A 13,455-nucleotide genomic window follows, 5' to 3' on the forward strand; every position below is an offset into this window, starting at 1 on the left:
ATGTGGATCACCCCGGTGCTGTCGCTCTATGTCGGGCGGGTCTTCCTCGCGACCGCGCTCGCCGCGCTCTCCGCCCTGCTCGCCGTCGTCGCGCTGTTCGACCTCATCGAGCTCATGCGCCGCGCCTCGGGGCGCGAGGAAGTCGGGTTCGGCGACCTCGCCACCATCACCGCGCTGAAGCTTCCCTTCCTCGCGATCGAGATCCTGCCGTTCGGGATCCTGCTCGGCGGGCTGATCGCCTTCTGGCGGCTGACGCGAAGCTCGGAGCTGATCGTCGCCCGTGCAGCGGGCGTCTCGGCTTGGCAGTTCCTTGCCGTGCCTATGCTTGCGGCGGTGGCGCTCGGCGCGCTGGCGACCGTGGCGCTGAGCCCCGTCTCGGCGATCATGCTTGCCCGGGCCGAGCGGCTCGATCAGGCACTCTTGCGCGGCGGGGCGGGCGCCTTCGGGCTCGCGGGCGGCGGGCTGTGGGTGCGCCAGTCCGACCCCGCGATCCCGGGCGGTTCGGCGATCATCCGCGGCCGGCGCGTCGAACTCGCGGGCGAGTCGCTCCTCCTTCGCGGGGTGAGCGTGTTCCGGCTCGAGCGCGACGACCGGTTCCACAGCCGGATCGAGGCGTCCGAGGCGGTTCTCGAGCCCGGCCGGTGGGTGCTGCGAGAGGCTGCCGCCGTGGCGGTCGACCGCCCGCGCGAGCCGATCGCCGAGCTCGCGCTGCCGACCGAGCTCACGCTCGAGCGGCTCGAGGAGAGCCTCGCTCCGCCCGACACGCTGAGTTTCTGGGCGCTGCCGCGCTTCATCGCCCTGCTCGAGGAGGCGGGGTTCTCCTCGCGCAAGCACAGGCTCCGCTTCCAGTCGCTGCTCGCGCTGCCGCTGCTCGCGGGGGTGATGGTGCTGATCGCGGCGGGCTTCTCCATGCGCCCCGCGCGGCGCGGCGGCGTGGGGCTCGCGATCGGTGCGGGCGTGGGCGCGGGGGTCGCGTTGTTCGTGCTCGCCAAGGTGGTCGGCGAGTTCGGTGGTTCGGGCACCATCCCGGTCACCCTCGCCGCTTGGACGCCGGCGGGCGTCGGCCTTGCGCTTGCGGTGACGATGCTCCTGCACCTGGAGGACGGGTGAGGCGCCGGCGCTCCTGGCTCGCGGGCGGCGCGCTCCTGCTCGCCGCCGCCGGCGCCGCGGCGCAGCAGGCGGGCCGGGAGGGAGCACCCGGCGCCCGGCCGGCCGAGCGCGAGCCGGTCACCTTCACTGCCGGGGAGCTCGTGTTCGACGAGCGCACCAACACCGTGATCGCCTCGGGCGGCGTGGAGGCCTGGCAGGGGGACCGGGTGCTGCGCGCCCGCGAGATCCGGTTCGATCGCAACACGAACCGGATCACTGCCTCGGGCGATGTCGCCCTCGTCGAGGCCGATGGTCGGGTGCTGTTCGCCGAGACGGCCGAGCTCACCGACGACCTGCGCGAGGGCGTGGCGCGGAACATTCGCGCGCTGCTGGCCGAGGGCGGGCGGTTCGCGGCCACCGGCGCCCGCCGGTCGGAGGGACGGTTCACCGAGCTCCGCCGCGGCGTCTACTCGACCTGCGAGCCCTGCGCGACCGACCCTGAGCGCCCGCCCTTGTGGCAGATCCGCGCCGACCGGGTGCTGCATGACGAGCAGCGCAAGACGGTCGAGTACTTCGACGCGACGATGCAGATCGCGGGCGTTCCGGTGGCCTGGGTGCCCTATTTCTGGCACGCCGACCCCTCGGTGCGGCGGCAGTCGGGCTTCCTGTTCCCGGATTTCGGCTCGAGCCGGCATCTCGGCGTCTTCTTCCGCCAGCCCTACTACTGGGTGATCTCGCCCCAGGCGGATGCGACCATCGCGCCGATGGTCACGACCAGGCAGAATGTTCCGCTCTTCGCCGAGTATCGCCACCGCTTCAACTCGGGCTTCCTCGCGGTGCGCGGCAGCGGCAACATCGAACGCGATGGCGAGGCCCGCGGGGCGGTGTTCTCCACCGGCCGCTTCTCGGTGAACGACACCTGGCGCGCCGGCTGGACGTTGGAGCGGACATCAGACAACGCCTATCTGCGGCAATACCGCGTCGGCAGCACCGACAGTACAGCCGTGCTCGTGACCACGCAATTCTTCGAGGGGTTCGGGCGGAACTTCTACGCGCGGGCCGACAGTTTCCTGTTCCAGGGGCTGCAGAATCCCGCGTCGAGCCGGTTCGTCCCGGTGGTGCTGCCGCGCCTCCATGTCGAGTATTTCGGCGAGCACGACCACTTCGGTGGCCAGTTCCGGATCGACGGCGGCGTGTTCGCGGCCTCGCGCCGCGACGGCACCGACACCCAGCGGCTGGTCTCGCGCGCCAACTATCGGCTGCCGCTGGCGGGGCCGATCGGCGATCTCTGGACCTTCGAGGGCAATCTCGACCTGATCGGCTACAATGTCGGCGGCGACCCGCTCGCCACACCGTTGATCGGCGGCAGGGAGGGGGCAAGGGGACGCGCCCATCCGCAGCTCGCCGCCACCTGGCGGTGGCCGCTGATGCGCGTGGGCTGGGGCGGGGCGCAGCTGATCGAGCCGATCCTGCAGGGCATCGTCGCGCCGAATGTCGGGCGTTCCCAGCTCCAGTATCCGAACGAGGACAGCGTCGACCTCGAGTTCAGCGCCTCGAACCTGTTCCGCTTGAACAGGTTCCCCGGGATCGACCGGCTCGAGGGCGGGGTGCGGCTGAATGCCGGGCTGCGGGCGGCCTACTACATCGGGGGTGCGAGCATCGACGCGCTGATCGGCCAGTCGTTTCGGGTTCGGGACGCCCGCGAGTTCCCGAGGGGCTCCGGGCTCGACGGAAGGCGGTCAGACTACGTGGCGCGGCTCACCGTCTCGCCCAACGACTACCTCAGCCTCACCTACAGCGGCCGGTTCGATTCCGACGACCTCTCGAGCGCGCTCACCGACATCACCACCACGCTTCAGTATGCTGGCCGCTATCTGAGCCTGTCCTATTTCGACGCGCCGGCGCAGCCGCTCGCGAACCAGCCGCTGGCGCGGCGCGAGATCGCTGGCGCACTCGGCGGCAGGCTGTTCGGCTTCTGGTCTGGGGCGATCGGGGCTCGGCGCGACCTCGAGGACGACAAGATGGTCGCCTCCTACGGCCTGCTCGCCTACGAGGACGAGTGCTTCGCCTTCCAGGCGGTTTTCACGCGCCGGTTCTCGAGCACGTTCGCGAGCGGCAGGGGCAGCGCGCTCGTGTTCCGCCTTGTCTTCAGGACGGTGGGCGATTTCGGCTTCTCCGCCTTCTGATTCGGCCCGAGGCGATCGGGCCATTGCCGCCGGAGCCATCCGCCGCTAGGGAGAGGCGCATGAAGGCCGCGCTCGCCGCCCTCCTTCTCGCCGCGGTCGCGCCTTTGGGCGCCGACGCCCAGCCTGCGGCCCGACCTGACCCGCCCACGACCCAGGCGCAGGCGATGGGCGCCGGGATCGTCGCGGTGGTGAACGGCGACGTGATCACCCGCTTCGACCTCGAGAGCCGAAGGCGGCTGTTCGCCATCACCGCCGGCCTGCCGCTCACCCCTGCCGTGCTCGATCGGCTCACCGCCCAGGTCACCCGGCTCCTGATCGACGAGAAGCTTCGCCAGCAGGAGGCGATCCGGCGCCGCATCGGCGCGACCGACCAGGAGGTGGCGGAAGCGGTGGCGCGGGTCGAGCAGCAGACCAACCAGCCCCCCGGCTCGCTGCGCGCCACGCTCGCGCGCCAGGGCATCGACATCCGCGCCCTCTATGCCCAGCTCCGCGCCCAGATCGCCTGGGGCAAGGTGGTGCGGCAGCAGCTCGGCGCGCAGGCGCAGCTGAGCGAGGAGGAGGTGCGCGAGCGTCTGCGCGAGCTCGAGGCCGCGACCGGCCAGCCGGAGTTCCTCGTCTCCGAGATCTTCATCGCGATCGACGACCCGGCGCAGGAGGCGGAGGCGCGGCGGACCGCGACGAGCCTGATCGAGCAGCTTCGCGCCGGAGCGCCGTTTGCCGCCGTCGCGGCCCAGTTCAGCCAGGCGCAGTCGGCCGAGAATGGGGGCGATCTCGGCTGGGTCCGGCTCGGCCAGCTCGAGCCGGAGGTGGATGCGCTTCTGACGCAAATGCCGCCGGGCGCGATCTCGACCCCGATCCGCACCGCGGGGGGGCTGACCATCGTCACGCTCCGGCAAAGGCGCGAGGTCGGGCGGGATCTCGCGACACTCGTCACTGTCCGCCAGCTCTTTCTGCCCTTCGATGCGCCGCTCAATCCGCAGGCGCCGACGGCGCAGCAGATCGCCACGCTTCAGGCGGCGCAGCGTGTGAGCGAGACGGTGCGCTCCTGCGCGCAGATGGATGAGGCCGCGCGCCAGCTCCGCTCGCCGCGGCCGGCCGATCCAGGCCAGGAGATCAGGCTTGACGCGCAACCGGGCCCGATCCGGCAGGTCCTTGAGGGGCTGCGCCCCGGCGAGCCGACCCGCCCGCTCATCTCGCCCGACGGGATCACCGTGCTGATGCTGTGCAGCCGCCGGGTCGAAAACCTCGCCGCGCCGAACCCGGAAGCCGTCGCCCTTTCGATCCTGCGCGAGCGTGCCGACCTCGTCTCGCGCCAGATGATGCGCGACCTGCGCCGCCGCGCCGACATCGACCTCCGCTCGTGAGCGTCCCGCCGCTCGCTCTCACCATGGGCGACCCGGCCGGGATCGGCCCGGAGCTCACGCTCGCCGCCTGGGAGAGGCTGCGCGGCGGCCACCCCTTCGCCGTGATTGCCGACCCGGACCATCTCGCCGCTCTTGCCGCGTCGCTCGGCTGGGAGGTGCCGGTGCGAGCTGTCGAGACGCTCGCCGAGGCGGCGTCCATCTTCCCGACTGCCCTGCCGGTCCTGCCCGAGCCTCTGCCAACGCCCGCCGTGCCCGGCCGGCCCGACCCCGCGCACGCGGAAGCGATCGTCTCCTCGGTGCGGCGCGCGGTCGCGCTCGCCCGCGCGGGCGCGGCTGCGGCCGTGGTGACCAACCCGCTCGCCAAGACCACGCTCCTCGAGGCCGGGATCGGCCATGCCGGCCACACGCTCTGGCTCAAGGAGCTCGCGGGCGGCGGCACGCCGGTGATGATGCTCGCTGGCCCGATGCTGCGCGCCGTCCCCGTCACCGTCCACATCCCGCTTGCCGAGGTGCCGCGCGCGCTGTCCCGCGCGGCGATCGTCACAGCCGGCCGCGTGGCGGCGGCGTCGCTTGCCTCCGATTTCGGCCTCACCGCGCCGCGGCTCGCCGTCGCCGCCCTCAATCCGCATGCGGGGGAGAGCGGCACGGTCGGGCGCGAGGAGATCGAGGTGATCGTGCCGGCGATCGAGGAGCTCCGCGCAGAGGGGATCGACGCCACCGGCCCGCACCCGGCGGACAGCCTGTTCCACGCCGCCGCCCGCGCGACCTATGACGCCGTCCTCTGCATGTATCACGACCAGGCGCTGATCCCCGTCAAGGCGCTCGACTTCGCCCATGCGGTGAACGTCACCTTGGGCCTTCCGATCGTGCGCACCTCGCCAGACCACGGCACGGCGTATGGCCTCGCCGGGCGAGGGGTGGCGGACGCGACGAGCCTGATCGCCGCGCTCACCCTCGCCGCTCTGATCGCCGCGCGCCGGAGCGAGCGGCAGGCAGTGTGAGCGAGGCGTCCCCGACGCTGCCGCCCCTGCGCGCGGTGATCGCCGCCGCCGGGCTCGCGGCGCGCAAGGCGCTCGGACAGCACTTCCTGCTCGACCTGAACCTGACGGGGCGGATCGCCCGCGCGGCGGGCGACCTCACCGGCCGGCACGTGATCGAGATCGGCCCGGGGCCCGGCGGGCTCACCCGCTCCCTGCTCGCGACCGAAGCCGCCGACGTCACCGCGATCGAGCTCGATCCGCGCTGTGTGGCCGCGCTCGCCCCGCTCGCCGAAGCCTATCCGGGCCGGCTCCGGATCGTTCCGGGAGATGCGCTCAAGGCAGACCTGCCCGCGCTCGTGCCGGCTCCTCGCGCGATCGTCGCCAATCTCCCCTACAATGTCGGCACCGCGCTGCTCGTGCGCTGGCTCGGCGAGGCCTCGGCCTACGAGAGCCTGACGCTGATGTTCCAGGAGGAGGTGGCGGAGCGGATCGTCGCCGCCCCGGGCCGGGAGGCGTATGGACGTCTCGCGGTGCTCGCGGCCGTCGTCGCCGAGGCGCGGATCGTGCTGCGAATCCCGCCCGCCGCCTTCACCCCGCCGCCGAAGGTCTGGTCGGCGGTGGTGCGGATCGTGCCGCACCGGGAACAGCCCGCGCCCGCACTCTTCCGCGCGGTGGAGCGCGTCACGGCGGCGGCCTTCGGCCAGCGGCGCAAGATGCTCAAGCGCGCGCTCGCGCCCCTCGGCGACGCCGCGTCTCTGCTCGACCGCGCCGGCATCGACCCGACCCGTCGCGCCGAGACGCTCGCACCGGCCGAGTTCTTGCGTCTTGCAGCTCTGCTCGTCGAGCCGGAGTCAGCCTCCGAGCAGCCCTGAGACGAAGGCGGCGAGACCGGTGCGCCGGCTTCGGCGGAGCCGCTCCGCGGCGAGGATCGCCCGCGCGGCGGCGACCGTCTCGTCGAAGTCGCGGTTGACGAGAACGTAGTCGTACTCCTCCCAGTGGCCGATCTCCTCCGCGGCGCGCGCCATCCTGCGGGCGACCGTCGCGGCATCGTCCTGCCCGCGCGCCGCAAGCCGGCGCTCGAGCTCGGCCATCGAGGGCGGAAGCAGGTAGAGCGAGACCACATCCCCAGGCAGCGCGGCGCGGAGCTGCCGCATGCCCTGCCAGTCGATGTCGAACAGCATGTCCTGGCCGAGGGCGAGGGCCCGCTCAACCGGCGCGCGCGGCGTGCCGTAGCGGTGCGCATAGACCTCTGCATGCTCGATCATCGCCTTCGCCGCGACGGCGCGCAGGAAGGTCGTCTCGTCAACGAAATGATAATCGACCCCGTCGCGCTCTCCCGGCCGGGCGGGACGCGTGGTCAGAGAGACGGAGAGGTGGAGGTTCGGGTCGCCCTCGCGCAGCGCGCGGCCGACCGAGGTCTTGCCGCCGCCCGAGGGAGAGGACAGGACGAACAGGAGCCCGCGCCGGGCGATGCCGTCCGCATTCGCCTCACTCAAGGTTCTGCACCTGTTCGCGGAACTGCTCGATCGCGGCCTTCAGCGCAAGCCCCGTGGCGGTGAGGCTTCGGCTCGCCGCCTTGGCGCAGAGCGTGTTGGCCTCGCGCGTCAGCTCCTGGGTCAGGAAGTCGAGCCGCCGGCCGACCAGCCTGCCTTCCGCGAGCAGCGCTCGGGCGGCGGCGATATGGGCGGAGAGCCGGTCGAGCTCCTCGCGCACATCGGCGCGCGAGGCGAGGAGGGCGGCTTCAGCGGCGATCCGCTCCTCGCTGAGAGCGGGCGTCTCGCTGGCAAGAGCGCGCAGCGAGGCGACGAGCCGGTCCCGCACCGCTCTGGGCTGCGTCGCCGCATCCGCCTCCGCCTCGGCCACGAGCGCCTCGAGCTCAGCAAGGCGCGCGGCGAGCACAGCGCCGAGCCGCGCCCCCTCGGCGCGCCGAGCCTGGTCGAGAGCGGCGAGCGCCCGGGCGAAGCTCTCGGCCACCGCCCCAAGGCGTGCCTCCATCAGCGCCTCGTCCGGCTCCTCGAGGGCGGTGCTGCGCAGCACGCCGGGGAGCGCGAGCAGGTCGGTCGCCCTCGGCGGGGGGCTGTCGGGCAGCAGCGCACGCACCTCGGCGGCAAGCGCGATCGCCGTCTCGAGAGCGGCCCGGTCGAGAACGGGGCGGCCGGTCTCGTCCTGCCTGCGGATCGAGAGCGTGGCGCTGAGGCTGCCGCGCTTGAGCCGTCCCTCAGCCGCTTTCCTCAGCCCCGGCTCGATCGCGTCCCATCCGGGGGGGAGGCGGAAGCGGAGGTCGAGGCCACGGCCATTGACGCTCTTGAGCTCCCACACCCAGGCGATGCCGTGGGCTTCACCGCGGTCGCGCGCGAAGCCCGTCATCGAGGCGAGGTCGGGCGAGAGGGGGGTGTGCATCGACGCGCGGGTTATAGACGCGGCCGTGTATCCTCGAAAGCCATGGCCGAGTCGCTCGCTCCCCCGTTCCCCGACCGTGTGCTGATCACCGGCGCTTCCTCCGGCCTCGGCGCCGCCTTCGCGGTTGCCTGCGCTCGCCCGGGCGTGACGCTGTTCCTCGGCGGGCGCGACGCGCCCCGGCTTGGGCTCGTGGCCGATGCCGTGCGCGAGAAGGGGGCAGAGGCGGCGATCGCGGTGGTGGACGTGCGCGACGCCGCCGCGATGGCGTCGTGGATCGCTGGCGCAGCACCGCTCCGGCTCGTGCTCGCCAATGCGGGGATCTCCGCCGGCACCGGGAGCGGGGTGGCGGAGAGCGCCGACCAGACGCGGGCGATCTTCGCGACCAATCTCGAGGGGGCGTTCAACACCGCGCTTCCGGCCGCCGAGGTGATGCGCGCCCAGCCGGCCGGCCCTGACGGGATACGCGGGCGGATCGGGGTCGTCGCCTCGATCGCCGCCTTCGTGCCCGCACCCGGAGCGCCCTCCTACTGCGCCGCGAAGGCGGCGCTGGACACCTGGGCGGTGGCGACGGCCCCCGTGTGGCGTCGCGAGGGCGTGGTTCTCTCGTCGATCTGCCCAGGCTATGTGCGGACGCCGATGACGACGGGGAACCGCTTCCCGATGCCCGGGCTGATGGAGCCGGACCGCGCGGCCGCGATCATGCTCAAGGGCCTCATCGGCAACCGGGAGCGCATTGCCTTTCCCTGGTGGCTCGCGGCCGCGGCGCGGCTCGTCGGCCTTCTGCCAGCCCCGGTCGCGACCACGCTCCTCGGCACCCAGCCGGGCAAGGCGCCCGCGCCCTAATCCCCCGCGGTTCAGTTCCGACGCAAGCCCCGCTCGCGCTCGATCTCACGCCAGCGCGACACCGCTCGGTTGTGCTCCTCGAGCGTGCGGGAGAAGGTGTGGCCGCCCGTGCCGTCGGCGACGAAGTAGAGCGCATCCGTCTCTGCCGGGCGCACCGCCGCCATCAGGCTCGCCCGGCCCGGGGCGGCGATCGGCTGCGGCGGCAGGCCGCGATTGCGATAGGTGTTGACCGGATGGTCGGTCTCGAGATCGGCGCGGGTGAGCGGGCGGTCGAGCACGCCCGTGCCGCCCGAGACGGCGTAGACCACCGTCGGGTCCGACTGGAGCGGCATGCCGCGGCGCAGCCGGTTGACGAACACCCCCGCGACCTTCGGCCGCTCCTCGGCAGACGCCGTCTCGCGTTCGATGATCGAGGCGAGGATCAGCGCCTCCCGCGGCGAGGAGAGCGGCAGGTCGGGCGCGCGCGCGGCCCAGGCCTCGGCGAGCGCGCGGTCCATCGCCTCTGCCATGCGGCGGATCAGGGAGGCGCGCGTGTCGCCCCAGGAATAAACCCAGGTCTCGGGAAGGAGCGTGCCCTCGGCAGGGGGCGTCTCGATCGCCCCCGTGAGCCCCTCCGCCGCGTCCACGAGCGCGAGGATCTGCGCGACCGTGAGCCCCTCGGGGATGGTGAGGCGACGCTGCACCGTCCGTCCCGTGCGCAGGATCGCGATCGCCTGGCGGATCGAGGCGCCGGCGGGGAAGGCGTACTCTCCCGCGCGCAGGGCTGGGCCACGGTCGAGCGCGAGCGCGAGCAGGAACAGCCGCTCGCTCGCGATCACGCCGGCAGCGGCGAGGCGCTCGGCGATCACTGCCGCCGAGGCCCCACGCGGGATCACCACCGCTGTCTCGGCGTCGAGGGGCCCGCGCGCGTCGAGCTGCGCGCGCACCCACGCCGAGGCGCCAAGCCCGGCGGCGCCGACGAGGAGAACGAGGCCGATCAGCGCCGCGACGAGAGGGAGCCGCTTCCGGCGCCTCGCCTCTGTCCCGCCGGCATCCGCCATTGTTAATGCAGCTTGCGGAACAGGATCGAGGCGTTGGTGCCGCCGAACCCGAAGCTGTTCGACAGCGCGACCTCGATCCTTCGCTCCTGCGCCGTGTGCGCGACCCGGTCGATCACGCTCGGGGTCGAGGGTTCGTCGAGGTTGAGCGTCGGCGGGGCGACATCGTCGCGCACGGCGAGGATCGAGAACACCGCCTCGACCGCTCCGGCCGCGCCGAGCAGATGGCCGATCGCCGACTTTGTCGAGGACATGGCAAGCCCGCGCGCGGCGTCGCCGAACAGGCGTTCGACGGCCTGGAGCTCGAGGTCGTCACCGAGCGGGGTGGAGGTGCCGTGGGCGTTGATGTAGCCGACCTCCTCCGGCCTGACGCCGCCGTTGCGAAGCGCCGCCCGCATCGCCCGGAACGCGCCCTCGTGCCCCTCGGCAGGCGCGGTGATGTGGTAGGCATCACCCGAAAGCCCGTAGCCCGCCACCTCGGCGTAGATCTTCGCGCCGCGGCGCCTCGCGTGCTCATACTCTTCGAGCACCAGAACGCCCGCTCCCTCGCCCATCACGAACCCGTCGCGATCCTTGTCCCAGGGGCGCGAGGCCCGGGTGGGCGTGTCGTTGAACCCGGTGGAGAGGGCGCGCGCCGCGCAGAACCCGGCGATTCCGAGCTCGCACACGGCTGCCTCCGAACCGCCCGCGACCATCACGTCGGCGTCGCCGAAGGCAATCAGACGGGCGGCGTCGCCGATCGCGTGCACGCCGGTGGCGCAGGCGGTCACGACCGAGTGGTTCGGCCCCTTGAAGCCGTAGCGGATCGAGACATGGCCGGAGGCGAGGTTGATCAGCGCCGAGGGGATGAAGAACGGCGAGAGCCGCCGCGCCTTGCCCTCTGCCACCATCTGCGAGGCCTCGAAGATCGTCTGCAGCCCGCCGATTCCGGAGCCGATCATCACGCCGGTGGCGCAGGCGTCCTCCTCGGTCTCGGCCTTCCAGCCGGAATCCGTCACCGCCTCCTCGGCGGCGACGAGCGCAAGCTGGATAAACCGGTCCATCTTCCGCTGGTCCTTGGGCGGGATCCACTCGTCGAGGGTGAGCCCGCCCTCGGCCCTGGTACCGGCGGGAACCTGGCCCGCGATTTTCGCCGGCAGGTCCTTCACGTCGAAGGACTGGATGGCGCCGATGCCGCTTTCGCCGGCCAGAAGCCGCCTCCAGACATGCTCGACCCCGATGCCGAGAGGGGTGACCACTCCCATCCCGGTGACGACGACGCGGCGCATCGGTTTCTCGGCCCTGCCCTGGTCGGTGTCGAGCCGGCCTGCTCAGGCCGACTTCTGCTTCACGATGTAGTCGATCGCGTCCTTGACGGTGGTGATCTTCTCGGCGGCGTCGTCGGGGATCTCGATGCCGAACTTCTCCTCGAAGGCCATCACGAGCTCGACGGTGTCGAGACTGTCCGCGCCGAGATCGTCGATGAAGGAGGCGGTCTCGGTCACCTTCGCCTCATCGACGCCGAGATGCTCGACGACGATCTCCTTCACCTGCCTCGTGATCTCTGCGGTGTCGGCCATGGCGCGGGTCTCCTGCGATGGGTTGCGTGGCGGTGGCGTCGCTTGGCGGTGACGTCAGGCGGCGATGCGGGCGGCCTGCCTCAGGGATCGTGGCGCGCGCAGCAGCGCAGCCGGCCTCCTCTCCGGGGCAGGATCGCGCGGCGCCATATCATGCGTCCGCGCGCTTGCAAAGCCGGGCGAGCGCCCGTCGGCCGCTTCCCCGCTCACAGCATCGCCATCCCGCCGTTGACGTGCAGGACCGTGCCGGTGATCCACGCCGCCTCGTCCGAGGCGAGGTAGTGGCAGGCGGCGGCGACGTCCTCCGGAGCACCGAGCCGCCCGAGCGGGATCCGACCCGCAAGCGCCGCCTTCTGCTCGGCGGAGAGCGCCTCCGTCATTGGTGTCGCGATGAAGCCCGGCGCGATGCAGTTGACCGTCACACCGCGGGAGGCGACCTCCTGGGCGAGCGCCTTGCTCATGCCGATCAGCCCCGCCTTGGCGGCGGCGTAGTTGGCCTGGCCCGGGTTGCCGGTGACGCCGACGATCGAGCTGATCGAGATGATCCGCCCCGACCGGCGGCGCAGCATGCCCTTGAGTGCGGCGCGCGCGAGCCGGAAGGCGGCGGAGAGATCGACCTCGATCACCACCTGCCAGTCCTCGTCCTTCATGCGCAGGGCGAGCCCGTCCCGGGTGAGGCCGGCGTTGTTGACGAGGATCGAGACCTGGCCCATCGCGGCTTCGGCGGCGTTGACGAGGGCGTCGGGCGCGGCCGGGTCGGCGAGGTCAGCCGCGAGCACATGCGCGCGGGCGCCGAGCTCTGCCGCGAGCGCCTCGAGCGCCTCCCGCCGCGTTCCGGAGAGGCCGACCGTCGCCCCGGCGGCATGCAGGCGTCGGGCGATCGCCGCACCGATGCCGCCAGACGCCCCCGTGACCAGCGCCATCCTGCCGTCGAGCCTGAACATCTCGCCCTCCTCAGGCGGCCGCGAGGAAGGCCTCGACCTCCTCGGGCGTGCCGATCGAGATCGCGGCGAGGTCCTTGTCGATCCGCTTGACGAGTCCGGCGAGCACCTTGCCCGTGCCGAGCTCGACCACCGTGTCCACCCCGATCGCGCGCATCGCGAGCACGCTCTCGCGCCAGCGGACGGTCGCCGTCACCTGGCGCACGAGAAGCTTGCGGATCTCGTCCGGGTCGGTCGCCTTCGCCGCGGTGACATTGGCGATGAGAGGCACGACGGGAGCGCGCAGCTCGGCTTCGGCGAGCGCCCGTTCCATCGCTGCCGCGGCAGGCGCCATCAGGGCGCAATGGAACGGCGCCGAGACGGGGAGCCTGATCGCGCGCTTGATGCCCTTCTGGGGTGCGAGAGCGATCGCGCGGTCGACGGCCGCGGCCGCGCCGCTGATCACCACCTGGCCGCCACCGTTGTCGTTCGCGAGCTCGAGAACCTCGCGCCCCTCCGGACCTTCGGCGGCTTCGGCGCACAGTGCCTCGGCGTCGACGAGCTCGGCGCCAAGCAGCGCCGCCATCGCCCCCTCTCCTGGCCGCACCGCCTGTTGCATCGCCTGGCCGCGCAGGCGCAGAAGCCGCGCGCAGGTGGCGAGGTCGAGGGCGCCGGCGGCGGCGAGCGCGCTGTATTCGCCGAGCGAGTGGCCGGCGACGAGGATCGCCGCCTCGGGAAGGGCGAGGCGGCCCTCGCGCGCGAGCACCCGGAGCGCGGCGATGGAATGCGCCATCAGCGCCGGCTGGGCGTTCTCGGTCAAGGTGAGGGTCTCGAAAGGCCCCTCGAACATCAGCCGGGAAAGGTGCTGCTTCAGCGCCTCGTCCACCTCCTCGAACACCTCGCGGGCGACCGGGAAGGCCTCGGCCAGAGCCCGGCCCATGCCGACGGCCTGGCTTCCCTGGCCGGGGAACACGAAGGCGCGCACCGGCATCTCTGGCTCTCCCCCGGGCTCGATCTCTCGATGTGGTGACGGCCGCGTCGCGGCGCGCGGGCCGCGGTGGTAGGCGCGGGGAGGGGGAC

General features: G+C 72.6%; 13 protein-coding genes. 6 read left to right on the forward strand and 7 right to left on the reverse strand.

Annotated features, from left to right (window positions below; all coding sequences use genetic code 11):
- Genes lptG through rsmA form a run of 5 tightly spaced genes read left to right on the forward strand, consistent with a single transcriptional unit; the run spans position 1 to position 6,491 of the window.
- Positions 1–1,110, forward strand: a complete 1,110-nt coding sequence (gene lptG / locus KO353_RS08955; protein WP_218284324.1) for an LPS export ABC transporter permease LptG — start codon at positions 1–3, stop codon at positions 1,108–1,110.
- Entirely contained in the window at positions 1,107–3,275 is a 2,169-nt protein-coding gene (locus KO353_RS08960) for an LPS-assembly protein LptD (protein WP_218284325.1), read from the forward strand. The genes lptG and KO353_RS08960 overlap by 4 nt, the downstream gene beginning before the upstream one ends.
- A gap of 59 nt (positions 3,276–3,334) precedes the next feature.
- A complete protein-coding gene (locus tag KO353_RS08965) occupies positions 3,335–4,639 on the forward strand; it encodes a peptidylprolyl isomerase (RefSeq protein WP_218284326.1) in 1,305 nt (434 codons plus the stop codon).
- Positions 4,636–5,640, forward strand: coding sequence for a 4-hydroxythreonine-4-phosphate dehydrogenase PdxA (gene pdxA / locus KO353_RS08970; protein WP_218284327.1), 1,005 nt, complete (start codon positions 4,636–4,638; stop codon positions 5,638–5,640). The genes KO353_RS08965 and pdxA overlap by 4 nt, the downstream gene beginning before the upstream one ends.
- Positions 5,637–6,491 (forward strand): 16S rRNA (adenine(1518)-N(6)/adenine(1519)-N(6))-dimethyltransferase RsmA, encoded by an 855-nt coding sequence (gene rsmA, locus KO353_RS08975; RefSeq protein WP_235691767.1) that lies wholly within the window; start codon positions 5,637–5,639, stop codon positions 6,489–6,491. The genes pdxA and rsmA overlap by 4 nt, the downstream gene beginning before the upstream one ends.
- Here rsmA and gmk read toward each other — a convergent pair.
- Positions 6,471–7,115: a guanylate kinase gene (gmk, locus tag KO353_RS08980; protein ID WP_218284328.1), complete on the reverse strand. Its 645-nt coding sequence runs from the start codon at positions 7,113–7,115 to the stop codon at positions 6,471–6,473. The genes rsmA and gmk overlap by 21 nt on opposite strands.
- Entirely contained in the window at positions 7,108–8,019 is a 912-nt protein-coding gene (locus KO353_RS08985) for a YicC/YloC family endoribonuclease (RefSeq protein ID WP_235691768.1), read from the reverse strand. Before KO353_RS08985 ends, gmk begins: the two co-directional genes overlap by 8 nt.
- A 42-nt stretch (positions 8,020–8,061) precedes the next feature.
- Here KO353_RS08985 and KO353_RS08990 point away from each other — a divergent pair, with 42 nt between their 5' ends.
- Positions 8,062–8,862, forward strand: coding sequence for an SDR family NAD(P)-dependent oxidoreductase (locus KO353_RS08990; protein WP_218284329.1), 801 nt, complete (start codon positions 8,062–8,064; stop codon positions 8,860–8,862).
- Between the two features lie 11 nt (positions 8,863–8,873).
- Here the strand turns inward: KO353_RS08990 and mltG are convergent, their stop codons facing one another.
- The 5 genes from mltG to fabD form a co-directional block, all read right to left on the reverse strand.
- On the reverse strand, positions 8,874–9,902 hold the full coding sequence (gene mltG, locus KO353_RS08995) for an endolytic transglycosylase MltG (protein WP_218284330.1): 1,029 nt from the start codon (positions 9,900–9,902) through the stop codon (positions 8,874–8,876).
- Positions 9,903–9,904: 2 nt separating this feature from the next.
- Complete coding sequence (fabF, locus tag KO353_RS09000) at positions 9,905–11,167, reverse strand: beta-ketoacyl-ACP synthase II (RefSeq protein WP_218284331.1); 1,263 nt, start codon at positions 11,165–11,167, stop codon at positions 9,905–9,907.
- A gap of 42 nt (positions 11,168–11,209) precedes the next feature.
- The gene (locus tag KO353_RS09005) at positions 11,210–11,458 is read right to left on the reverse strand and encodes an acyl carrier protein (protein ID WP_218284332.1); all 249 of its coding nucleotides are present in this window, start codon (positions 11,456–11,458) and stop codon (positions 11,210–11,212) included.
- 203 nt (positions 11,459–11,661) lie between these two features.
- Positions 11,662–12,399: a 3-oxoacyl-[acyl-carrier-protein] reductase gene (gene fabG, locus KO353_RS09010; protein WP_218284333.1), complete on the reverse strand. Its 738-nt coding sequence runs from the start codon at positions 12,397–12,399 to the stop codon at positions 11,662–11,664.
- A gap of 10 nt (positions 12,400–12,409) precedes the next feature.
- On the reverse strand, positions 12,410–13,366 hold the full coding sequence (fabD, locus tag KO353_RS09015) for an ACP S-malonyltransferase (protein WP_218284334.1): 957 nt from the start codon (positions 13,364–13,366) through the stop codon (positions 12,410–12,412).
- Positions 13,367–13,455: the final 89 nt, after the last annotated feature.

It is taken from the genome of Elioraea tepida, from assembly GCF_019203965.1.
In the GTDB taxonomy this organism is placed as follows: Bacteria; Pseudomonadota; Alphaproteobacteria; order Acetobacterales; family Acetobacteraceae; genus Elioraea_A; species Elioraea_A tepida.

Excerpts from the sequence above, each read along its gene's own strand:
- lptG (WP_218284324.1), top strand. The coding sequence starts at position 1 with ATGTGGATCACCCCGGTGCTGTCGCTCTATGTCGGGCGGGTCTTCCTC.
- KO353_RS08965 (WP_218284326.1), top strand. The coding sequence starts at position 3,335 with ATGAAGGCCGCGCTCGCCGCCCTCCTTCTCGCCGCGGTCGCGCCTTTG.
- KO353_RS08985 (WP_235691768.1), bottom strand. The coding sequence starts at position 8,019 with ATGCACACCCCCCTCTCGCCCGACCTCGCCTCGATGACGGGCTTCGCG.
- KO353_RS08990 (WP_218284329.1), top strand. The coding sequence starts at position 8,062 with ATGGCCGAGTCGCTCGCTCCCCCGTTCCCCGACCGTGTGCTGATCACC.
- mltG (WP_218284330.1), bottom strand. The coding sequence starts at position 9,902 with ATGGCGGATGCCGGCGGGACAGAGGCGAGGCGCCGGAAGCGGCTCCCT.
- fabF (WP_218284331.1), bottom strand. The coding sequence starts at position 11,167 with ATGCGCCGCGTCGTCGTCACCGGGATGGGAGTGGTCACCCCTCTCGGC.
- KO353_RS09005 (WP_218284332.1), bottom strand. The coding sequence starts at position 11,458 with ATGGCCGACACCGCAGAGATCACGAGGCAGGTGAAGGAGATCGTCGTC.
- fabG (WP_218284333.1), bottom strand. The coding sequence starts at position 12,399 with ATGTTCAGGCTCGACGGCAGGATGGCGCTGGTCACGGGGGCGTCTGGC.
- fabD (WP_218284334.1), bottom strand. The coding sequence starts at position 13,366 with ATGCCGGTGCGCGCCTTCGTGTTCCCCGGCCAGGGAAGCCAGGCCGTC.